Source organism: Escherichia sp. E4736 (genome assembly GCF_005781225.1).
Classification (GTDB): domain Bacteria; phylum Pseudomonadota; class Gammaproteobacteria; order Enterobacterales; family Enterobacteriaceae; genus Escherichia.
In genome coordinates, this window is the sequence record NZ_VATT01000020.1 from 66,321 (window position 1) to 86,580 (window position 20,260).

The following is a 20,260-nucleotide window of genomic DNA, read 5'->3' on the forward strand; positions in this document are numbered from 1 at the left end:
GTGCACATCAGAACAAATCATTTTGAGATGACTAAATTACTGCCAGCGGGGACCAACTATAAGTGAGTGAGAAAAATGAGGCAATAAAAATAACACAATATAATCAGTGCGTTCTCTGGGATGGGAATTTAATGATTATTTGGTGTTTATATATATTTGACTTAAGGAGTGGTTTTTAGAAATTAATTTTCTGAATAATATTGCATCATTTTCTCGAATCAAATGGCCACCGTTAGATAAACGGTGGCCATTGTCTGATCAGGGTGCGCTATTACCCCGGTAACCGACTTTTCGGTCTGCCTGGCCCCAGTAAAATCGCAAGTTTGCTACCGCCTTTCGTGGTTTCCATCCAGATTTTACAGACGCTGGTTAATGGCACCGAAAGTAGCATCCCTACCGGACCGAGCAGCCATCCCCAAACCAACAACGAAAGAAATACCACCATGGTGGACATCCCCAGGCGATGGCCCATCATCCGTGGTTCTAAAATATTGCCGATGACCATATGGACAACTAAAAACAATGCGCCGACCAGAATACATTCGTAAACACCATTAAACAGCAGCACCTGAATCATTGGCGGTACGGCGGAAATTACCGCGCCGATATTGGGGACGTAGTTGAGTAAAAAAGCCAGTACCGCCCACATCAGCGCAAACTGCACGCCCATCAGCGCCAGCCCCAGCCAGACGATAACGCCCGTCCATAAACTTAGCAGCGTTTTTAATGCCAGATAATGCGAAACGCCTTTTAATGCGCGGTGTAATCCGGCGATGTGAATCTGTGGGTTATTCAACGCAAAGCGCATTTTGTAAGGGACGTGGCGTACTTCAAACAGCATAAAAACAACGGTCATCACCAGCAGAAGTACGCTCGCCATGGCCCCGGAAAGCCCGGTCATTAAAGCGGTGGTGAAGGTAACCACTTTTTCTGAATCCATCCGCTGCAACATTCGTTCCGGCGACATATGCAAATTAAGAAAAGGCAGCATCTCCTGCAATTTAAAAAGCTTGCGCGTCAGCTCCTTATTAAACTTCGGCAGCATAGAGATGAATTCGTTAAACGATGCCGCCAGCACACCGACCAGCGCAGTAAGCGCAATCAACATCACTACGACTACAATCGTAATGGCAACGGGACGCTGAACTCCGCGACGAATAAACCAGGTCACCAGTGGATTGAGGACGATGGCGAAAAACAGCGCCAGTAACAATTGCACAATGATATCTGCCGCTGCGTGAATACCCGCGAGGATTACTACCAGTGAAGCCAGCTTGAGTAGAATGTGCATGCCCGTTTTATCGGGTTGAGATGTTTCCATTGGGGCTTCCTTATGACTTTTTGTATTAAGTGTAGCGGGAGTCACGCCAGCAATATTCTGATTCTTCTTGCTGATTTACACGCCACCACGTGGTAAAAATGAAACACTGTTGTAAAAATGTGGTGCTTCTCATGCCCGTACCTGTTGCCGAACCGGCGCTTAACGGAATGCGCCTGAATTTGCGCATTGTCTCCATTGTCATGTTTAACTTCGCCAGCTATCTGACCATTGGGTTACCGCTCGCCGTGCTACCGGGCTATGTCCATGATGTGATGGGCTTTAGCGCCTTCTGGGCGGGGTTGGTTATCAGTCTGCAATATTTCGCCACGTTGCTGAGTCGTCCTCATGCCGGGCGTTATGCTGATTTGCTGGGGCCAAAAAAGATTGTCGTCTTCGGTTTGTGCGGCTGCTTTTTGAGCGGGCTGGGTTATCTGGTGGCTGGGTTAACCGCCAGTCTGCCAATTATCAGTCTGTTACTACTTTGCCTGGGGCGCGTGATTCTTGGGATTGGGCAAAGTTTTGCCGGAACGGGGTCGACACTGTGGGGCGTTGGCGTGGTCGGTTCGCTGCATATCGGGCGAGTGATTTCGTGGAATGGCATTGTCACTTACGGAGCGATGGCGATGGGCGCGCCGTTAGGTGTGGTGTTTTATCACTGGGGCGGTTTGCAGGCGTTGGCATTAATCATTATGGGCGTGGCGCTGGTGGCTATTTTGTTGGCAATACCGCGTCCGACGGTGAAAGCCAGTAAAGGCAAACCTCTGCCGTTTCGCGCGGTGCTTGGGCGCGTCTGGCTGTACGGTATGGCGCTGGCGTTGGCTTCCGCCGGGTTTGGCGTTATCGCCACCTTTATCACACTGTTTTATGACGCTAAGGGCTGGGACGGTGCGGCCTTCGCGCTGACGTTGTTTAGCTGTGCGTTTGTTGGAACGCGATTGTTATTCCCTAACGGCATAAACCGCATTGGTGGCTTAAACGTGGCGATGCTCTGCTTTAGCGTTGAGATAATCGGCCTGCTGCTGGTTGGCGTGGCGACTATGCCGTGGATGGCGAAAATCGGCGTCTTACTGGCGGGGGCGGGCTTTTCGCTGGTGTTCCCGGCATTGGGCGTAGTGGCGGTCAAAGCGGTGCCGCAGCAGAATCAGGGGGCGGCGCTGGCAACCTACACCGTATTTATGGATTTATCGCTTGGCGTGACCGGACCACTGGCAGGGCTGGTGATGAGTTGGGCGGGCGTACCGGTGATTTATCTGGCGGCGGCGGGGCTGGTCGCAATCGCGTTGTTGCTGACGTGGCGATTAAAAAAACGGCCTCCGGTGGAAGCACCTGAGGCCGTTTCGTCATCTTAAAACTTACTGAATAACCAGCGTGTTAATGATGTTTTCTGCGGTGGTCTGCGCTTTTTGCTGATCGTCAGCAGGCAGTGTGATTTGCATGGTCAGCAGTTGGTTGCCCACGTTACCCAGAATGACGGAAGAGTACGCCGTCTGGCCTTTAGCAGAGATAACGCTGTCTAACTGCTGCATTTTGTGACCTTTCAGCTCAATGGCTTTGTTGGTCACCACTTGCAGCTGTGGATCGCGGCTACGTTGCTGATCTTCCAGACGCTTCGCCAGCACAGCCAGGTCTTCTTTCGGATCATCGCCCATAATAACAATCACCGCTTTCTGCCCGGTGGCGTCGGACCAGACGTGCATGTTATTGGCCTGTGTTCCCAGCTTACCGCTCTGGTCGGTCATATCCGCTGGCAGCGAGAAGCTTAACTTGCCATCAAGCAGGTTGACGGGATTCGCGGTAGCGTTACTTTCCGCGACTGTACCTTCCGCTGTAGCGTTAGTGTCTTTATCATCACAGGCCGCAAGCCCCATAACCAGCAGGCCAATTCCGACATATTTAACCAGATTGCGCATTGACATCTTCCTTTCGATAAACGGCCATAACGGCTCATTCATCCATCTTATCACAAGTCTGATAACGAACCTTTAACTGGCCTGCAAAGCGTTGATTTCGGATTTATCTGCCAGTCTTTTCAATAGCATATTGAGTAATACGCCATACATTGGCAGGAAAAAAACGATGCTGATTAACACTTTGAAACAGTAATCAACCAGCGCGATTTCCATCCAGTGTTCGGCCATAAAGGCATCCGGACTACGCCAGAAAGCAATGAAGAAGAAGGCCAATGTGTCACTGACGTTACCGAACAGTGTGGACGCCGTCGGTGCCAGCCACCAGCGGCGATTCTGGCGCAGGCGGTTAAATACATGCACGTCGAGGATCTGCCCCAGTGCGTAGGCCATAAAACTGGCGGCAGCGATACGGGCGACAAACAGGTTGAAGTGGGCGAGAGCGCCGAATCCCTGCCATGAACCCATATAGAACAGCGACGAGATGACATAGGAGATCAATAACGCCGGGATCATCACCGCAAAGATGATACGACGGGCCAGCGGTGCGCCAAAAATACGCACGGTCAGGTCGGTAGCAAGGAAAATAAACGGAAAGCTAAACGCGCCCCAGGTGGTATGAAAACCAAAAATGGAGACAGGAAGCTGAACCAGATAGTTACTGGAGGTGATCACCAGCAGATGAAATAACGATAACCAGAACAACGCCTTATAGCGTTGAGTTTGTGAGGAAACGTTCATATTGTACCTTTTTGATTAGTCATTGGGGTGAGGGAACCCAATACGTACGACACGTCTGTTACCTTAACATAATAACGTGCTTACCCTTTTTTCGAGCCGCCGCATGATACTGCTTTACGTTGACAATGCAATGGTTAATTTTCACGCAATCGTTAACCTGGTTTGCTTACGGACTCACAGAGCGTAAACTAGCGCCGTTTTTTTATGTGATGAGAAGAAAATGACCGATCTCTTTTCCAGCCCTGACCACACACTCGACGCGCTTGGCCTGCGCTGCCCGGAACCGGTGATGATGGTGCGCAAAACCGTGCGCAATATGCAGCCTGGCGAAACGTTGCTGATTATTGCTGACGATCCGGCGACGACTCGCGATATTCCTGGGTTTTGTACCTTTATGGAACACGAACTGGTTGCTAAAGAGACGGATGGACTGCCTTATCGTTATTTGATTCGCAAATCGGGTTAAGGTGGAGCAGGCTAGCGGACCGATCGCGCTCAATTTTGCGGTTTGCAACGGGTTTGTAGGACGGATAAAACGTTCAAGCTGCATCTGGCGATACGGTGCGCAATGCCTGATGCGACGCTGTCGCGTCTTATCATGCCTACGAGTTCGATGCCTTATGTAGGCCGGATAAGGCGTTCACGCCGCATCCGGCACGCAAGCGTAATGGAATACAAAAATGGATTATTTAATTCCAGTTTGTCTGGCATTGCTGGGATTGCTGGCGATCTTCACTCCCAATGGGCTGATCCCTGTTTTTATCGTCGTGGGGGGATGGCTGGGGGTACTTGCCTGGGGTTGGCTCTGGCTAATGATTTTTTTACCTTTACTTAACGGTGTTGGGCTTGCTTATGCCCTGTGGTTGATGTTCAAAAGGCCATCATTAGCATCCCGCCTGGTTGCTGCATGCTGTGTTATCTCAGTCATTCTGATGTTAGCGCTATATTACGCTATTCTGACCATGCCGCCGTTCCCGCCTCAGCACTAAGCCTGATAGCCAGAGGCTATCAGGCAACACCTTTATCTCCTGCGCAACAACCTTAACGCATTCGCCGTCACCAGCACCGTCGCCCCCGTATCTGCCAGCACTGCCAGCCACAACCCGGTCATCCCTAACAGTGTGGTGACGAGGAAAACGCCTTTCAGCCCCAATGCAATGGTGATGTTCTGGCGGATATTAGCGTGAGTGGCGCGCGCCAGTTCAATCATCTGCACCAGGCCGCGCAGGTGATTATGGGTTAATGCTGCGTCGGCGGTTTCCAGCGCCACGTCTGTGCCGCTACCCATTGCAATTCCGATGGCGGCAGCTTTCATTGCTGGCGCGTCGTTAATACCGTCACCGACCATTGCCAGCGGCGCATGTTGATTCAGCTCGGTCACCGCTTTGACTTTATCTTCCGGCAACAATCCAGCTTTAAACTCCAGCCCCAGCTCCCCGGCGATTGCCGCCGCTGCGCGTGGATTATCGCCGGTGAGGATCACCCCTTTGACGCCCAGCGCGTTCAGTTCATTGATAGCAGTTGCGGCATCGGCGCGCAGGGTGTCCTGCAATGCAATGACACCCAGCACGTCATCGTTACGTACCACCAGCACTACCGTTTGCCCGGCGCTTTCCAGTTCATTAATCAAACCGGCGAATGCATCAGCAGGATGTTTTCCGGCAGCGCAAATCAATACGCGCTCACCGTTAACCTGCGCTTCAATGCCGGACCCGACCAGCGCCCGCTGTGACTCGGCGGCGGGAATGGCGAGTGCAGCGACCTGTGCTTCACGAACTATGGCTTGCGCAAGTGGATGCGTTGCGCCTTGCTCGACCGCCGCCGCCAGTGTCAGCAGTTCAGATTCGCTAATACCCGTTGCCGGATGGATGGCGGTAACGCGTGGTTTCCCGACGGTCAGCGTTCCGGTTTTATCAAACGCCACCTGGGTAACGCGACCTAGCTGTTCCAGTGCCGCGCCACCTTTAATCAATGCCCCTCGACGTGCCGCCGCCGCCAGCCCGGAGGTAATTGCCGCGGGCGTGGAGATAACTAACGCACACGGGCAACCAATCAGTAGCAGCGTCAGACCTTTATAAATCCACTCCAGCCAGCTTGCGGCAAACAGCAGCGGCGGAACCAGCGTTACCAGCAGAGCGACGGCCATAATCGCGGGCGTATAGATACGGCTGAAACGGTCGATAAACCGCTCAATGGGCGCGCGGCGCTCTTCGGCTTCTTCGATCAGTTTCAGAATCCGGTCAATGGCGCTGGCACCCGGTTCTGACAGCACTTCCAGTGTCACCAGACGGTCTACGCTGGTGGCGCCTGCAGGAACTTTATCGCCCGTTGCGCGCTCCACCGGAATGGATTCTCCGGTCAGGGCGCTTTCATCAAAACTGGCAAACGGTGAGAGCAGTTTACCGTCGGCAGGCAAACGCCCACCTGCCGCAACTTCAATCACATCGCCAGGGCGCAGGCTATTGATCGCCACCTCTTCCCGCTCACCGTTACGCAGGCGCGTGGCGGTTTCTGGTTTCAACGCCATTAACGCGCTAACGCCCTGACGTGCGCGGCTGGCGGCCCAGCCTTCCAGTCGTTCGCCAATCAAAAACAGCAGCAACACCATCGCAGCTTCAGCCGTTGCGCCAATAAACAGCGCACCAATGGCGGCTACGCTCATTAACGTTTCAATAGCAAAGTAACTGCCGGATTTGATCAGCCGTAATGCCTGACGAGCAATTGGGTACAGCCCAACCAGCGTGGTCGCGATAAACGCCAGTTGACCAAACGGATGATTGAACTGCTCCAGTCCCCAACTGATTGCCATCATCACGATAAGCGTAATCAGCGGCAGATTCTCTTTCAGGCGCGATGCTTGCGGTTCGTCGGCGGCCTGTTCATCGCGCAGGGAATAGCCTGCTTTTTGCACCGCAGATTCAACTTGTGCACGGATGTCATTGTCGGCATCAACCACCAGCTTTTCGGTGGCGAACAACACCTGCACCTGATTCACGCCTGCAAGCTGGCGCACGGCATTTTCTACCTTGCGCGCACAGGCGGCACAGTCCATACCGCTGACTTTCCAGCTATAGCGGTTGCCGGAGACGTTTTCGGAGAGTGTTGGCGTACTGGAACATGCGCCGTCGCAGCAACAGTCGTTAGCGTTCTTTACTGGTGTTAGCGGTTTGAACGCAGCAAATTGAGGGGCTTTCTTGCCGAGATTGTCAGGAGTCGACATGGCATCCTCCGGTTAAGTTTTTTCTCATTAACCGAAGGATACACTCTGGAGTCGACTCCAGAGTCAAGTTTTATCAGAGATACAGCGAGCGGACGATGAGGAAGTGACCGGCAAAGTAGCAGGCAGCAGCAATCGCGTTATCGGCCCGGAAGCGGCGGCGATAGTGGCTACCCAGCCAGACAAAGTTGCTGATAAACAGTAACGAAGCGCCGACAAACGCAGAGAGCGCCGGAGCGGTCGGACGGAAGAACCACAGTTCACCTGCCAGCCACACCATCACCAGCGTCATACCGACAAAGGTACAAATGGGCCAACGTAACTCTTCCAGGCGTGTCCAGATAATGGCCAGCAACAGCGCGCCCAGTACCAGCAGCACCAGCGGCAATGGCCAGAAGAAAGAGAGCGTCATCTGGCTGGCGAAATAGATGGTGTACAGCAGGTGCGAGAGGAAAAATGCGCCAATGGCGTACATCAGACGCTGACGTGGCAATAGCGTTAGCGCATCGCCCAGCAGCGACGCACATAGCCCCGCCAGCACCAGATAGCTAATGGCGTCGAACATCGGCGCTTGCCAGGCCAGTAATAGCAGGAGAAGAAGAGTTAACGGCTTAAACACCCAGCGTTGCCAGGTTGAACCACGATAGGAGGCATCCACAGATAGCCATGCGGAAAGACAGACAGCGATAAACGACCAAAGCATCTTAGTTCCTTGAATTCGTTATTATTTAGTAAGCGGAATGCCTACAGTCTTGCTATTCAGTTTAGTGGCGAGGGCGGACAGATGACAACACCATAACGGGCAGGGTATGCTTATTTCCGCATTTTCCGATAAGGTACAAAGATGAGTAAACCACCTCTTTTCTTTATTATTATCATTGGCTTAATTGTTATCGCTGCATCGTTTCGCTTTATGCAGCAGCGGCGGGAAAAAGTTGATAATGATATGGCACCGCTCCAGCAAAAACTGGTGGTGGTGAGTAACAAGCGGGAAAAACCAATTAACGATCGCCGTTCGCGCCAGCAGGAAGTGACTCCGGCTGGCACCAGTATGCGCTATGAGGCAAGCTTCAAACCGCAAAGCGGTGGACTGGAGCAGACGTTCCGCCTCGACGCCCAGCAGTACCACGCCCTGACAGTGGGCGATAAAGGTACGCTGAGCTATAAAGGCACGCGTTTTGTCAGCTTTGTTGGCGAAGAATAAGGTTATTTTTTAACTTTAAATTTCTTCTGCCAGGCCAGCAGTTCAAACACGCCGAAAAGGAAAATACGCACCTTTTCGGCGGTGGTAAGCTGCGGACCATCCTTCGGCAAAGTGGATTTCAATAGCGCCAGCTGCATACCATGCATCAGCACGGTAAAAATCAGCGCCACGTTAACGAAAATATTCAGCGGTCGCGGAAATGGCTGAACAAGATTGAGGATTAAAAATCCCCATACGCAAAGCATTAACAAACGTCCAATATTAATCAGCATCACTTTCTCCTTGTGTTTCACGCTGATACAACCGATAAGCAACTTGCCCCGCCACTTTTTCCCGATATAACGACCAGTTTGCCGGAACAGTCGGCAGGCCATTTTCTACTTCGCTCTCGACATATATCCAGGCTTCGTCAGCCAGCCAGCCGTTGTCTTCCAGTAAATTAATGGTTTCTTCCAACAAGCCTCGGCGGAATGGCGGATCGACAAACACGATATTATGCGGTGTGCCTTTTTGCGCCAGGAATGACATTGCATTGCTGTTAACTACCCGCGCATTATCTGCTTTCAGGGTTGCCAGATTCTTGATTAATTGCTGATGCACCGCACGATCCATCTCAATCAGCGTGGCACCCGCAGCGTAGCGAGACAAGGCTTCCAGCCCCAGCGCGCCGCTACCGGCGAAGCAATCCAGACATTGCGCATCGACGATAACCGGAGCCAGCCAGTTAAATAACGTTTCGCGCACGCGATCGGTGGTGGGGCGCAGGCCAGGGCTGTCCGGAACCGGGAGTTTACGGCCTCGCCACTGCCCGCCAATAATGCGGATTTGGCCGCTACCGGAATGATTCGGTTTTTTCATGATAAATTGCTCAATCCGCCAGATAACACATAATTGCAGGCGGTGATGTGTATTCAGTTAAGTGATAGACTATTTCATCATTTTTTTAGCTGCTATGTACATAGCGTTAACGCTGTGCCATGAAGCAACAGCGAGGAGTGTAGTCGCAGATGGCGAAAGAAAAAAAACGTGGCTTTTTTTCCTGGCTGGGCTTTGGTCAAAAAGAGCAGACCCCGGAAAAAGAGACAGAAGTCCAAAATGATCAATCGGTTGTAGAAGAAACTGTCCAGGCAGAAGAGCCTGCGAAGGTTGCTGAACAACCTGTTGAGGAGTTGCCGCAGGCCCATACTGAAGCCGAGGCGGAAACTTTTGCTGCCGAAGTGGTGGAAGTGACGGAACAGGTTGCCGAAAGCGAGAAAGTGCAGCCTGGAGCTGTTATCGAAGCGGAAGTCAGTGCGCAGCCAGAACTCGTAGTGGAAGAATCGCCAGCACCGGTAGTTGAACCTGAAGTTACGCCGGAGCCAGTGGCTATCGAGCGTGAAGAGCTGCCATTGCCGGAAGACGTCAACGCCGAAGAGGTTTCGCCAGAAGAATGGCAGGCAGAAGCGGAAACCGTGGAGATTGTCGCAGCGGCGCAAGAAGAAGCGGCTAAAGAAGAAATCACCGACGAAGAGCTGGAAGCACAGGCGCTGGCTGCCGAAGCGGCAGAAGAGGCGGTGATGGTGGTTCCTCCGGCAGAAGAAGAGCAGCCGGTTGAAGAAATTGCCCAGGAGCAAGAAAAACCGACCAAAGAAGGTTTCTTCGCGCGCCTGAAACGCAGCCTGTTAAAAACCAAAGAAAATCTCGGTTCCGGATTTATCAGCCTGTTCCGCGGTAAAAAAATCGACGATGATCTGTTTGAGGAGCTGGAAGAGCAGCTTTTGATCGCCGATGTGGGTGTGGAAACCACGCGTAAAATCATCACCAATCTGACAGAAGGCGCATCCCGCAAGCAGCTTCGTGACGCCGAGGCGCTCTATGGCCTGCTGAAAGAAGAGATGGGCGAGATTCTGGCGAAAGTCGATGAACCACTGAACGTCGAAGGCAAAGCGCCGTTTGTGATCCTGATGGTCGGCGTCAATGGCGTGGGGAAAACCACGACGATTGGCAAGCTGGCGCGTCAGTTTGAACAGCAAGGTAAATCTGTCATGCTGGCGGCGGGCGATACTTTCCGTGCGGCAGCGGTTGAGCAGCTTCAGGTCTGGGGGCAGCGCAACAATATCCCGGTGATTGCCCAGCATACTGGTGCGGATTCCGCCTCTGTTATCTTCGACGCCATTCAGGCTGCGAAGGCGCGTAATGTTGACGTTCTGATTGCCGATACCGCCGGACGCTTGCAGAACAAATCGCACCTGATGGAAGAGCTGAAGAAAATCGTCCGCGTGATGAAGAAACTCGACGTTGAAGCCCCGCATGAAGTTATGCTGACTATCGATGCCAGCACCGGGCAGAATGCGGTAAGCCAGGCCAAACTGTTCCACGAAGCGGTTGGCTTAACCGGCATCACGTTAACGAAACTGGACGGCACGGCGAAAGGCGGGGTAATTTTCTCGGTGGCTGACCAGTTTGGTATTCCTATCCGCTATATTGGTGTCGGCGAACGTATTGAGGATTTGCGTCCGTTTAAGGCGGACGACTTTATAGAGGCACTTTTTGCCCGAGAGGATTAACAATGATTCGCTTTGAACATGTCAGCAAGGCTTATCTCGGTGGGAGACAGGCGCTGCAGGGCGTTACGTTTCATATGCAGCCGGGTGAGATGGCGTTTCTGACCGGTCATTCCGGTGCAGGGAAAAGTACCCTCCTGAAGCTGATCTGTGGGATTGAGCGGCCAAGCGCCGGGAAAATCTGGTTTAGCGGCCATGACATCACGCGTCTGAAAAACCGTGAAGTTCCGTTTCTGCGCCGCCAGATCGGCATGATTTTCCAGGATCACCATCTACTGATGGACCGTACTGTCTATGATAACGTGGCGATCCCGTTGATTATCGCCGGTGCCAGCGGTGACGATATTCGTCGCCGTGTATCGGCGGCGCTGGACAAAGTCGGGCTACTGGACAAAGCGAAAAACTTTCCAATACAGCTTTCTGGCGGTGAACAGCAGCGCGTTGGCATTGCCCGCGCGGTGGTGAACAAACCTGCGGTACTGCTGGCGGACGAACCGACCGGTAACCTGGATGATGCGCTGTCAGAAGGGATTTTACGTCTGTTTGAAGAGTTTAATCGCGTTGGGGTAACAGTATTGATGGCTACACACGACATCAACCTGATTTCACGACGTTCCTATCGCATGCTCACCCTGAGCGATGGTCACTTGCATGGAGGCGTGGGCCATGAATAAGCGCGATGCAATCAATCATATCCGGCAGTTTGGCGGGCGTCTTGATCGCTTCCGTAAATCGGCTGGCGGCTCTGGCGACGGGGGGCGTAACGCGCCGAAACGCGCGAAGTCCTCGCCAAAACCGGCAAATCGCAAAACCAACGTTTTCAACGAACAGGTGCGCTATGCGTTCCACGGCGCTTTGCAGGATCTGAAAAGCAAACCGTTCGCCACGTTTCTAACCGTGATGGTCATCGCCATCTCCCTGACGCTGCCAAGCGTCTGTTATATGGTGTACAAAAACGTTAACCAGGCGGCGACGCAGTATTATCCGTCACCACAAATCACTGTTTATCTACAAAAAACACTGGATGATGACGCCGCAGCAGGCGTAGTGGCGCAGCTACAGGCCGAGCAGGGCGTGGAGAAAGTGAACTATCTTTCTCGTGAAGACGCACTGGGCGAGTTCCGTAACTGGTCTGGCTTTGGCGGCGCGCTGGATATGCTGGAGGAAAACCCGCTTCCGGCAGTAGCGGTGGTGATCCCGAAACTCGATTTTCAGGGGACGGAGTCACTGAATACGCTGCGCGATCGTATCACTCAGATTAACGGCATTGACGAAGTGCGGATGGATGACAGCTGGTTTGCCCGTCTGGCGGCGTTGACCGGGCTGGTCGGGCGCGTTTCGGCGATGATTGGCGTATTGATGGTGGCGGCCGTGTTCCTCGTCATCGGCAACAGCGTACGTCTGAGCATCTTTGCTCGCCGTGACTCCATCAACGTGCAGAAACTGATTGGTGCGACGGATGGTTTCATCCTTCGCCCGTTCCTGTACGGCGGTGCGCTGCTGGGATTTTCTGGCGCATTGTTGTCATTAATTTTGTCAGAAATTCTGGTACTGCGTTTGTCGTCAGCGGTGGCGGAAGTGGCGCAGGTTTTCGGAACTAAGTTTGATATCAATGGCTTATCGTTCGATGAATGTCTGCTTTTGCTGCTGGTGTGTTCGATGATTGGCTGGGTGGCAGCCTGGCTTGCCACGGTACAACATTTACGCCATTTTACGCCTGAATAATAAAAGCGTGTTATACTCTTTCCCTGCAATGGGTTCCGTAGCAGGGAAAGAGACCCCGTTGTCTCTTCCCGGTATTTCATCTCTATGTCACATTTTGTGCGTAATTTATTCACAGCGTTGCATTGAACTTGTGGATAAAATCACGGTCTGATAAAACAGTGAATGATAACCTCATTGCTCTTAAGCTCTGGCACAGTTGTTGCTACCACTGAGGCGCCAGAAGATATCGATTGAGAGGATTTGAATGACTGACAAAATGCAAAGTTTAGCTTTAGCCCCTGTTGGCAACCTGGATTCCTACATCCGGGCAGCTAACGCGTGGCCGATGTTGTCGGCTGACGAGGAGCGGGCGCTGGCTGAAAAGCTGCATTACCATGGCGATCTGGAAGCAGCTAAAACGCTGATCCTGTCTCACCTGCGGTTTGTTGTTCATATTGCTCGTAATTATGCGGGCTATGGCCTGCCACAGGCGGATTTGATTCAGGAAGGTAACATCGGCCTGATGAAAGCAGTGCGCCGTTTTAACCCGGAAGTGGGTGTGCGCCTGGTCTCCTTCGCCGTTCACTGGATCAAAGCAGAGATCCACGAATACGTTCTGCGTAACTGGCGTATCGTCAAAGTTGCGACCACCAAAGCGCAACGCAAACTGTTCTTCAACCTGCGTAAAACCAAGCAGCGTCTGGGCTGGTTTAACCAGGACGAAGTCGAAATGGTGGCCCGTGAACTGGGCGTAACCAGCAAAGACGTGCGTGAGATGGAGTCACGTATGGCAGCGCAGGACATGACCTTTGACCTGTCTTCCGACGACGATTCCGATAGCCAGCCGATGGCTCCGGTGCTCTATCTGCAGGATAAATCATCCAACTTTGCCGACGGCATTGAAGATGATAACTGGGAAGAGCAGGCGGCAAACCGCCTGACCGATGCGATGCAAGGTCTGGACGAGCGTAGCCAGGATATCATCCGCGCGCGCTGGCTGGACGAAGACAACAAGTCCACGTTGCAGGAACTGGCTGACCGTTACGGTGTTTCCGCTGAGCGTGTGCGTCAGCTGGAAAAGAACGCGATGAAAAAACTTCGCGCTGCTATTGAAGCGTAATTTCCGCTGTTAAGCAGAGAACCCTGGATGAGAGTCCGGGGTTTTTGTTTTTTGGGCCTCTGCAATAATCAATTTCCCCCTCCGGCAAAACGCCAATCCCCACGCAGATTGTTAATAAACTGTCAAAATAGCTATTCCAATATCATAAAAATCGGGTATGTTTTAGCAGAGTATGCTGCTAAAGCACGGGTGGCCATGCATAAAACGAAATAAAGTGCTGAATAACAACATCACAACACACGTAATAACCAGAAGAATGGGGATTCTCAGGATGAATATAAAGGGTAAAGCGTTACTGGCAGGATGTATCGCGCTGGCATTCAGCAATATGGCTCTGGCGGAAGATATTAAAGTTGCGGTCGTGGGCGCGATGTCTGGTCCGGTGGCCCAGTACGGTGACCAGGAGTTTACTGGCGCAGAGCAGGCGGTTGCAGATATCAACGCTAAAGGCGGTATCAAAGGCAACAAACTGCAAATCGTGAAATATGACGATGCCTGTGACCCGAAACAGGCGGTCGCGGTGGCGAACAAAGTCGTTAACGACGGCATTAAATACGTGATTGGTCACCTCTGTTCTTCATCAACGCAGCCAGCGTCTGACATCTACGAAGACGAAGGCATTTTAATGATCACCCCAGCGGCAACCGCGCCAGAGCTGACCGCGCGCGGCTATAAGTTGATTATGCGCACCACCGGCCTGGACTCCGACCAGGGACCGACGGCGGCGAAATATATTCTTGAGAAAGTGAAACCGCAGCGTATTGCTATCGTCCACGACAAACAACAGTACGGCGAAGGTCTGGCGCGTGCGGTGCAGGACGGCCTGAAGAAAGGCAATGCTAACGTGGTGTTCTTTGATGGTATCACCGCCGGGGAAAAAGATTTCTCAACGCTGGTGGCGCGTCTGAAGAAAGAGAATATCGACTTCGTTTACTACGGCGGCTACCACCCGGAAATGGGGCAAATCCTGCGTCAGGCACGCGCGGCAGGGCTGAAAACTCAGTTTATGGGGCCGGAAGGCGTGGCTAACGTCTCGCTGTCTAATATCGCGGGCGAGTCAGCGGAAGGGCTGCTGGTGACTAAGCCGAAGAACTACGATCAGGTTCCGGCGAACAAACCAATTGTTGACGCCATCAAAGCGAAAAAACAGGACCCAAGCGGCGCATTCGTCTGGACTACCTACGCGGCGCTGCAATCTTTGCAGGCGGGCCTGAATCAGTCTGACGATCCGGCGGAGATCGCCAAATACCTGAAAGCGAACTCGGTGGATACCGTGATGGGGCCGCTGACCTGGGATGAGAAAGGCGACCTGAAAGGTTTTGAGTTCGGCGTATTTGACTGGCACGCCAACGGCACGGCGACCGATGCGAAGTAATCATTAATCGGCAACTTTGGGTTGCCGCCAAATTGCTAATATCGAGTACGTTGCTTCATGCCGGATGCGGCGTAAACGCCTTATCCGGCCTACAAGAACCAAAGAAATCAGTAAATTGCAACACACATTGTAGGCCTGATAAGCGTAGCGCATCAGGCAATTTCTCGTTGGTCATCACTTTTGAAATTAAACTTGACGATTAACGCTTCTCCCAGCCGCCCTGTTGTGCCGTAAACCCCAATGCCTGCATAAACGCTGTCATCACGCTGCGGTCTTCCACGCCAGCATCCGCCATCCACCAGCCTGAAACGCCAGGATTGTTACGCAAAACCTCTTCCAGCAGATATTGCCCTACACCGCGACGCCGGGTGACTTCCCGCACGCGCAGGGAATCCAGTGCTCCCTCGGTGCCGCTTAAGGTTACCCGCACGGCCGCGAGCAGACGCTCGTTAAAACGCGCGGCGTAGATACGGTGGTTATCGTCAATCTGTAAAGAGGAAGGGGAATACTCCGGCCAGATCTTTTGCAGGTCAATCCGGTCCTGGTCGCTAAAGTTTTCTAATCGAATGATGGTCAGCTTCATGGGTAACCCGTGTAAATCACAAAAGTGGAACCAGTGTAGCGAAATAATTTAATCGGAGGCTTTCTCTTTTTTATTTCTTTTGGCAGGTGATTAATTTTTTTTCAGCAATAATTACAAATTAAAAACATTAGAGAATGAAAATTGTCCAGCATAATCCCCTGATGGGTAGTGAATTGTTCCGCCCTTTATGCCGTTATTTTATGCTGACAACGACGCTTTTTTCTGTTTATCTATCAACATATTCAGAATATTATCTGTTCTTAATCGACTGAAAAATAGGGATTTTAATCGCTATTATCACAATATACTGTGCTAAACCCTTAATCAGACAGGTAAAAACAGTGCAGTATAAAAAAAGAACAGTCTGATTTCTGAATACATAAAAACAAAGCAGCACAACATTACGAGTGGGGATTTTGAATAATGAAACGGAATGCGAAAACTATCATCGCAGGGATGATTGCACTGGCAATATCACACACCGCTTTAGCCGACGATATTAAAGTTGCCGTTGTCGGCGCGATGTCCGGCCCGGTTGCCCAGTGGGGCGATATGGAATTTAACGGCGCGCGTCAGGCAATCAAAGACATCAATGCCAAAGGGGGAATTAAAGGCGATAAGCTGGTTGGCGTGGAATATGACGACGCCTGCGACCCGAAACAGGCCGTTGCGGTCGCCAACAAAATCGTTAACGACGGCATTAAATACGTTATTGGTCATCTGTGTTCTTCTTCTACCCAACCTGCGTCAGATATCTATGAAGACGAAGGTATTCTGATGATCTCGCCGGGAGCGACCAATCCGGAGCTGACCCAACGCGGTTATCAACACATCATGCGTACTGCCGGGCTGGACTCTTCCCAGGGGCCAACGGCGGCGAAATACATTATTGAGACGGTGAAGCCCCAGCGCATCGCCATCATTCACGACAAACAACAGTATGGCGAAGGGCTGGCACGTTCGGTGCAGGACAGTCTGAAAGCGGCTAATGCCAACATCGTTTTCTTCGACGGCATTACTGCTGGTGAGAAAGATTTTTCTGCGCTGATTGCCCGCCTGAAAAAAGAAAACATCGACTTCGTTTACTACGGCGGTTACTACCCGGAAATGGGGCAGATGCTGCGCCAGGCCCGTTCCGTAGGCCTGAAAACTCAGTTCATGGGGCCGGAAGGTGTGGGTAATGCGTCGCTGTCGAATATTGCTGGCGATGCTGCCGAAGGCATGTTGGTCACCATGCCAAAACGCTATGACCAGGATCCGGCAAACCAGGGCATCGTTGATGCGCTGAAAGCAGACAAGAAAGATCCGTCCGGGCCTTATGTCTGGATCACTTACGCGGCGGTGCAATCTCTGGCAACTGCCCTTGAACGTACCGGCAGCGATGAGCCGCTGGCGCTGGTGAAAGATTTAAAAGCTAACGGTGCAAACACCGTGATTGGGCCGCTGAACTGGGATGAAAAAGGCGATCTTAAGGGATTTGATTTTGGTGTCTTCCAGTGGCACGCCGACGGTTCATCCACGGCAGCCAAGTGATCATCCCACCGCCCGTGAAATGCGGGCGGGTTTAAAAAGGTTACCTTATGTCTGAGCAGTTTTTATATTTCTTGCAGCAGATGTTTAACGGCGTCACGCTGGGCAGTACCTACGCGCTGATTGCCATCGGCTACACCATGGTTTACGGCATTATCGGCATGATCAACTTCGCCCACGGCGAGGTTTACATGATCGGCAGCTACGTCTCATTTATGATCATCGCCGCGCTGATGATGATGGGCATTGATACCGGCTGGCTGCTGGTGGCGGCGGGATTCGTCGGCGCAATCATCATTGCTAGCGCCTACGGCTGGAGTATCGAACGGGTGGCTTATCGCCCGGTGCGTAACTCTAAGCGCCTGATTGCGCTCATCTCGGCAATCGGTATGTCCATCTTCCTGCAAAACTACGTCAGCCTGACCGAAGGTTCGCGCGACGTGGCGCTGCCCAGCCTGTTTAACGGTCAGTGGGTGGTGGGCCATAGCGAAAACTTCTCTGCCTCTATTACTACCATGCAGGCGGTGATCTGGATTGTTACCTTCCTCGCCATGCTGGCGCTGACGATTTTCATTCGCTATTCCCGCATGGGGCGCGCCTGTCGTGCCTGCGCGGAAGATCTGAAAATGGCGAGCCTGCTTGGCATTAACACCGACCGGGTGATTGCGCTGACCTTTGTGATTGGCGCGGCGATGGCGGCGGTGGCAGGTGTGCTGCTCGGTCAGTTCTACGGCGTGATTAACCCCTACATCGGCTTTATGGCCGGGATGAAAGCCTTTACCGCTGCGGTGCTCGGCGGGATTGGCAGTATTCCAGGGGCGATGATTGGCGGCCTGATCCTGGGGATTGCGGAGGCGCTCTCTTCTGCCTATCTGAGTACGGAATATAAAGATGTGGTCTCATTTGCCCTGCTGATTCTGGTACTTCTGGTGATGCCGACCGGTATTCTGGGTCGCCCGGAGGTAGAGAAAGTATGAAACCGATGCATATTGCAATGGCGCTGCTCTCTGCCGCGATGTTTTTTGTCCTGGCGGGCGTCTTTATGGGCGTGCAGCTGGAGCTGGATGGCACCAAACTGGTGGTCGACACGGCTTCGGATGTCCGTTGGGAGTGGGTGTTTATCGGCACGGCGGTGGTCTTTTTCTTCCAGCTTTTGCGACCTGCTTTCCAGAAAGGGCTAAAAAGCGTTTCCGGGCCGAAGTTTATCCTGCCCGCCATTGATGGCTCCACGGTGAAGCAAAAGCTGTTCCTCGTGGCGCTGCTGGTGCTTGCGGTGGCGTGGCCGTTTATGGTGTCGCGCGGGACGGTGGATATCGCCACCCTGACCATGATCTACATTATCCTTGGCCTCGGGCTGAACGTGGTGGTAGGGCTTTCCGGCTTGCTGGTGCTGGGCTACGGCGGCTTTTACGCCATCGGCGCTTACACCTTTGCGCTGCTCAATCACTATTACGGCCTTGGCTTCTGGACCTGTTTGCCGATTGCCGGATTGATGGCAGCGGCGGCGGGCTTCCTGCTCGGCTTCCCGGTGTTGCGTCTGCGCGGTGACTATCTGGCGATAGTTACCCTCGGTTTCGGCGAAATTGTGCGTATATTGCTGCTCAATAACACCGAGATTACCGGCGGCCCAAACGGTATCAGTCAGATCCCGAAACCGACTTTCTTCGGCCTTGAGTTCAGCCGTACCGCCCGTGAAGGCGGCTGGGACACCTTCAGTAATTTCTTTGGCCTGAAATACGATCCGTCCGATCGCGTCATTTTCCTCTACCTGGTAGCGTTGCTGCTAGTGGTGTTAAGCCTGTTTGTCATTAACCGCCTGCTGCGGATGCCGCTGGGGCGTGCGTGGGAAGCGTTGCGTGAAGATGAAATCGCTTGTCGTTCGCTGGGCTTAAGCCCGCGTCGTATCAAGCTGACTGCCTTTACCATCAGCGCTGCGTTTGCCGGTTTTGCCGGAACGTTGTTTGCTGCGCGCCAGGGCTTTGTCAGCCCGGAATCCTTCACTTTTGCCGAATCGGCGTTTGTGCTGGCGATAGTGGTGCTCGGCGGTATGGGATCGCAATTCGCGGTGATTCTGGCGGCAGTTCTGCTGGTGGTATCGCGCGAGTTGATGCGTGATTTCAACGAATACAGCATGTTAATGCTCGGTGGTTTGATGGTGCTGATGATGATCTGGCGCCCGCAGGGCTTGCTGCCCATGACGCGCCCGCAACTGAAGCTGAAAAACGGCGCAGCGAAAGGAGAGCAGGCATGAGTCAGCCATTATTATCTGTTAACGGCCTGATGATGCGATTCGGCGGCCTGCTGGCGGTGAACAACGTCAATCTTGAACTGCACCCGCAGGAGATCGTCTCGTTAATCGGCCCTAACGGAGCCGGAAAAACCACGGTCTTCAACTGCCTGACCGGATTCTACAAACCCACTGGCGGCACCATTTTACTGCGCGATCAGCACCTGGAAGGTTTGCCCGGTCAGCAAATTGCCCGCATGGGCGTGGTGCGTACCTTCCAGCATGTGCGTCTGTTCCGCGAAATGACGGTGATTGAAAACCTGCTGGTGGCGCAGCATCAGCAACTGAAAACCGGGCTGTTCTCTGGCCTATTGAAAACGCCTTCTTTCCGTCGCGCCCAGAGTGAAGCGCTCGATCGCGCCGCCACCTGGCTTGAGCGCATTGGTTTGCTGGAACACGCTAACCGTCAGGCGAGTAACCTGGCCTACGGTGACCAGCGCCGTCTGGAGATCGCCCGCTGTATGGTGACGCAGCCGGAGATTTTAATGCTCGACGAACCGGCAGCAGGTCTTAACCCGAAAGAGACGAAAGAGCTGGATGAGCTGATTGCCGAACTGCGTAACCATCACAACACCACTATCTTGTTGATTGAACACGATATGAAGCTGGTGATGGGAATTTCAGACAGAATCTACGTGGTCAATCAGGGTACGCCGCTGGCAAACGGTACGCCGGAGCAAATCCGTAATAACCCGGACGTGATCCGTGCCTATTTAGGTGAGGCATAA

21 protein-coding genes are annotated in these 20,260 nt (G+C 52.8%); 13 read left to right on the forward strand and 8 right to left on the reverse strand.

Annotation, left to right across the window (positions count from 1 at the left end; all coding sequences use genetic code 11):
- Positions 1–271: 271 nt before the first annotated feature.
- Positions 272–1,321, reverse strand: coding sequence for an AI-2E family transporter (locus FEK46_RS15420; protein ID WP_130209100.1), 1,050 nt, complete (start codon positions 1,319–1,321; stop codon positions 272–274).
- Between the two features lie 98 nt (positions 1,322–1,419).
- Between FEK46_RS15420 and FEK46_RS15425 the strand changes: the two genes are divergently transcribed.
- The gene (locus FEK46_RS15425; RefSeq protein WP_130209098.1) at positions 1,420–2,670 is read left to right on the forward strand and encodes an MFS transporter; all 1,251 of its coding nucleotides are present in this window, start codon (positions 1,420–1,422) and stop codon (positions 2,668–2,670) included.
- Between the two features lie 3 nt (positions 2,671–2,673).
- On the opposite strand, the gene dcrB is transcribed toward FEK46_RS15425, so the two are convergent.
- The gene (gene dcrB / locus FEK46_RS15430; protein WP_130209096.1) at positions 2,674–3,231 is read right to left on the reverse strand and encodes a phage sensitivity protein DcrB; all 558 of its coding nucleotides are present in this window, start codon (positions 3,229–3,231) and stop codon (positions 2,674–2,676) included.
- A 72-nt stretch (positions 3,232–3,303) separates the two neighbouring features.
- Entirely contained in the window at positions 3,304–3,969 is a 666-nt protein-coding gene (locus FEK46_RS15435; protein WP_130209094.1) for a 7-cyano-7-deazaguanine/7-aminomethyl-7-deazaguanine transporter, read from the reverse strand.
- A gap of 220 nt (positions 3,970–4,189) precedes the next feature.
- Here FEK46_RS15435 and tusA point away from each other — a divergent pair, with 220 nt between their 5' ends.
- Both tusA and FEK46_RS15445 read left to right on the forward strand, forming a co-directional pair.
- Positions 4,190–4,435: a sulfurtransferase TusA gene (gene tusA / locus FEK46_RS15440; protein WP_000130623.1), complete on the forward strand. Its 246-nt coding sequence runs from the start codon at positions 4,190–4,192 to the stop codon at positions 4,433–4,435.
- Positions 4,436–4,649: 214 nt separating this feature from the next.
- Positions 4,650–4,958: a hypothetical protein gene (locus FEK46_RS15445; RefSeq protein ID WP_135559209.1), complete on the forward strand. Its 309-nt coding sequence runs from the start codon at positions 4,650–4,652 to the stop codon at positions 4,956–4,958.
- A gap of 32 nt (positions 4,959–4,990) precedes the next feature.
- On the opposite strand, the gene zntA is transcribed toward FEK46_RS15445, so the two are convergent.
- Positions 4,991–7,189 carry a Zn(II)/Cd(II)/Pb(II) translocating P-type ATPase ZntA gene (zntA, locus tag FEK46_RS15450; protein ID WP_135559210.1) on the reverse strand — a complete coding sequence of 733 codons (2,199 nt, stop codon included), beginning with the start codon at positions 7,187–7,189 and terminating at the stop codon, positions 4,991–4,993.
- Positions 7,190–7,262: 73 nt separating this feature from the next.
- A complete protein-coding gene (locus FEK46_RS15455) occupies positions 7,263–7,889 on the reverse strand; it encodes a lysoplasmalogenase (RefSeq protein WP_064527705.1) in 627 nt (208 codons plus the stop codon).
- Positions 7,890–8,030: 141 nt separating this feature from the next.
- Between FEK46_RS15455 and FEK46_RS15460 the strand changes: the two genes are divergently transcribed.
- Positions 8,031–8,390, forward strand: coding sequence for a DUF2500 domain-containing protein (locus FEK46_RS15460; protein WP_135559211.1), 360 nt, complete (start codon positions 8,031–8,033; stop codon positions 8,388–8,390).
- 2 nt (positions 8,391–8,392) lie between these two features.
- On the opposite strand, the gene FEK46_RS15465 is transcribed toward FEK46_RS15460, so the two are convergent.
- Together FEK46_RS15465 and rsmD are read right to left on the reverse strand one after the other, a co-directional pair.
- Positions 8,393–8,662: a DUF1145 family protein gene (locus FEK46_RS15465; protein WP_089635439.1), complete on the reverse strand. Its 270-nt coding sequence runs from the start codon at positions 8,660–8,662 to the stop codon at positions 8,393–8,395.
- A complete protein-coding gene (gene rsmD, locus FEK46_RS15470; RefSeq protein WP_130209084.1) occupies positions 8,652–9,248 on the reverse strand; it encodes a 16S rRNA (guanine(966)-N(2))-methyltransferase in 597 nt (198 codons plus the stop codon). Before rsmD ends, FEK46_RS15465 begins: the two co-directional genes overlap by 11 nt.
- Before the next feature lie 149 nt (positions 9,249–9,397).
- Between rsmD and ftsY the strand changes: the two genes are divergently transcribed.
- From ftsY to livJ, 5 genes are all read left to right on the forward strand, one after another.
- On the forward strand, positions 9,398–10,936 hold the full coding sequence (gene ftsY, locus FEK46_RS15475) for a signal recognition particle-docking protein FtsY (RefSeq protein ID WP_138194696.1): 1,539 nt from the start codon (positions 9,398–9,400) through the stop codon (positions 10,934–10,936).
- Positions 10,937–10,938: 2 nt separating this feature from the next.
- Positions 10,939–11,607: a cell division ATP-binding protein FtsE gene (gene ftsE / locus FEK46_RS15480; protein WP_000617723.1), complete on the forward strand. Its 669-nt coding sequence runs from the start codon at positions 10,939–10,941 to the stop codon at positions 11,605–11,607.
- Entirely contained in the window at positions 11,600–12,658 is a 1,059-nt protein-coding gene (gene ftsX, locus FEK46_RS15485; RefSeq protein WP_130209080.1) for a permease-like cell division protein FtsX, read from the forward strand. Before ftsE ends, ftsX begins: the two co-directional genes overlap by 8 nt.
- A gap of 244 nt (positions 12,659–12,902) precedes the next feature.
- Complete coding sequence (rpoH, locus tag FEK46_RS15490; RefSeq protein ID WP_000130217.1) at positions 12,903–13,757, forward strand: RNA polymerase sigma factor RpoH; 855 nt, start codon at positions 12,903–12,905, stop codon at positions 13,755–13,757.
- 271 nt (positions 13,758–14,028) lie between these two features.
- The gene (livJ, locus tag FEK46_RS15495) at positions 14,029–15,132 is read left to right on the forward strand and encodes a branched chain amino acid ABC transporter substrate-binding protein LivJ (protein ID WP_074399485.1); all 1,104 of its coding nucleotides are present in this window, start codon (positions 14,029–14,031) and stop codon (positions 15,130–15,132) included.
- Between the two features lie 199 nt (positions 15,133–15,331).
- Here the strand turns inward: livJ and panM are convergent, their stop codons facing one another.
- On the reverse strand, positions 15,332–15,715 hold the full coding sequence (gene panM / locus FEK46_RS15500) for an aspartate 1-decarboxylase autocleavage activator PanM (protein WP_135410755.1): 384 nt from the start codon (positions 15,713–15,715) through the stop codon (positions 15,332–15,334).
- Positions 15,716–16,138: 423 nt separating this feature from the next.
- Between panM and livK the strand changes: the two genes are divergently transcribed.
- Genes livK through livG form a run of 4 tightly spaced genes read left to right on the forward strand, consistent with a single transcriptional unit; the run spans position 16,139 to position 20,260 of the window.
- Positions 16,139–17,248, forward strand: a complete 1,110-nt coding sequence (livK, locus tag FEK46_RS15505; RefSeq protein WP_130209072.1) for a high-affinity branched-chain amino acid ABC transporter substrate-binding protein LivK — start codon at positions 16,139–16,141, stop codon at positions 17,246–17,248.
- A gap of 47 nt (positions 17,249–17,295) precedes the next feature.
- Positions 17,296–18,222, forward strand: a complete 927-nt coding sequence (livH, locus tag FEK46_RS15510; RefSeq protein WP_130209070.1) for a high-affinity branched-chain amino acid ABC transporter permease LivH — start codon at positions 17,296–17,298, stop codon at positions 18,220–18,222.
- The gene (gene livM / locus FEK46_RS15515) at positions 18,219–19,496 is read left to right on the forward strand and encodes a branched chain amino acid ABC transporter permease LivM (protein ID WP_135559213.1); all 1,278 of its coding nucleotides are present in this window, start codon (positions 18,219–18,221) and stop codon (positions 19,494–19,496) included. The genes livH and livM overlap by 4 nt, the downstream gene beginning before the upstream one ends.
- Positions 19,493–20,260 (forward strand): high-affinity branched-chain amino acid ABC transporter ATP-binding protein LivG, encoded by a 768-nt coding sequence (gene livG / locus FEK46_RS15520; protein WP_135493067.1) that lies wholly within the window; start codon positions 19,493–19,495, stop codon positions 20,258–20,260. The genes livM and livG overlap by 4 nt, the downstream gene beginning before the upstream one ends.

Bases quoted from the DNA above. Each gene is read 5' to 3' on its own strand.
- FEK46_RS15420 (WP_130209100.1), bottom strand. From the start codon at position 1,321: ATGGAAACATCTCAACCCGATAAAACGGGCATGCACATTCTACTCAAG.
- FEK46_RS15425 (WP_130209098.1), top strand. From the start codon at position 1,420: ATGAAACACTGTTGTAAAAATGTGGTGCTTCTCATGCCCGTACCTGTT.
- dcrB (WP_130209096.1), bottom strand. From the start codon at position 3,231: ATGCGCAATCTGGTTAAATATGTCGGAATTGGCCTGCTGGTTATGGGG.
- FEK46_RS15435 (WP_130209094.1), bottom strand. From the start codon at position 3,969: ATGAACGTTTCCTCACAAACTCAACGCTATAAGGCGTTGTTCTGGTTA.
- tusA (WP_000130623.1), top strand. From the start codon at position 4,190: ATGACCGATCTCTTTTCCAGCCCTGACCACACACTCGACGCGCTTGGC.
- FEK46_RS15445 (WP_135559209.1), top strand. From the start codon at position 4,650: ATGGATTATTTAATTCCAGTTTGTCTGGCATTGCTGGGATTGCTGGCG.
- zntA (WP_135559210.1), bottom strand. From the start codon at position 7,189: ATGTCGACTCCTGACAATCTCGGCAAGAAAGCCCCTCAATTTGCTGCG.
- FEK46_RS15455 (WP_064527705.1), bottom strand. From the start codon at position 7,889: ATGCTTTGGTCGTTTATCGCTGTCTGTCTTTCCGCATGGCTATCTGTG.
- FEK46_RS15460 (WP_135559211.1), top strand. From the start codon at position 8,031: ATGAGTAAACCACCTCTTTTCTTTATTATTATCATTGGCTTAATTGTT.
- FEK46_RS15465 (WP_089635439.1), bottom strand. From the start codon at position 8,662: ATGCTGATTAATATTGGACGTTTGTTAATGCTTTGCGTATGGGGATTT.
- rsmD (WP_130209084.1), bottom strand. From the start codon at position 9,248: ATGAAAAAACCGAATCATTCCGGTAGCGGCCAAATCCGCATTATTGGC.
- ftsY (WP_138194696.1), top strand. From the start codon at position 9,398: ATGGCGAAAGAAAAAAAACGTGGCTTTTTTTCCTGGCTGGGCTTTGGT.
- ftsE (WP_000617723.1), top strand. From the start codon at position 10,939: ATGATTCGCTTTGAACATGTCAGCAAGGCTTATCTCGGTGGGAGACAG.
- ftsX (WP_130209080.1), top strand. From the start codon at position 11,600: ATGAATAAGCGCGATGCAATCAATCATATCCGGCAGTTTGGCGGGCGT.
- rpoH (WP_000130217.1), top strand. From the start codon at position 12,903: ATGACTGACAAAATGCAAAGTTTAGCTTTAGCCCCTGTTGGCAACCTG.
- livJ (WP_074399485.1), top strand. From the start codon at position 14,029: ATGAATATAAAGGGTAAAGCGTTACTGGCAGGATGTATCGCGCTGGCA.
- panM (WP_135410755.1), bottom strand. From the start codon at position 15,715: ATGAAGCTGACCATCATTCGATTAGAAAACTTTAGCGACCAGGACCGG.
- livK (WP_130209072.1), top strand. From the start codon at position 16,139: ATGAAACGGAATGCGAAAACTATCATCGCAGGGATGATTGCACTGGCA.
- livH (WP_130209070.1), top strand. From the start codon at position 17,296: ATGTCTGAGCAGTTTTTATATTTCTTGCAGCAGATGTTTAACGGCGTC.
- livM (WP_135559213.1), top strand. From the start codon at position 18,219: ATGAAACCGATGCATATTGCAATGGCGCTGCTCTCTGCCGCGATGTTT.
- livG (WP_135493067.1), top strand. From the start codon at position 19,493: ATGAGTCAGCCATTATTATCTGTTAACGGCCTGATGATGCGATTCGGC.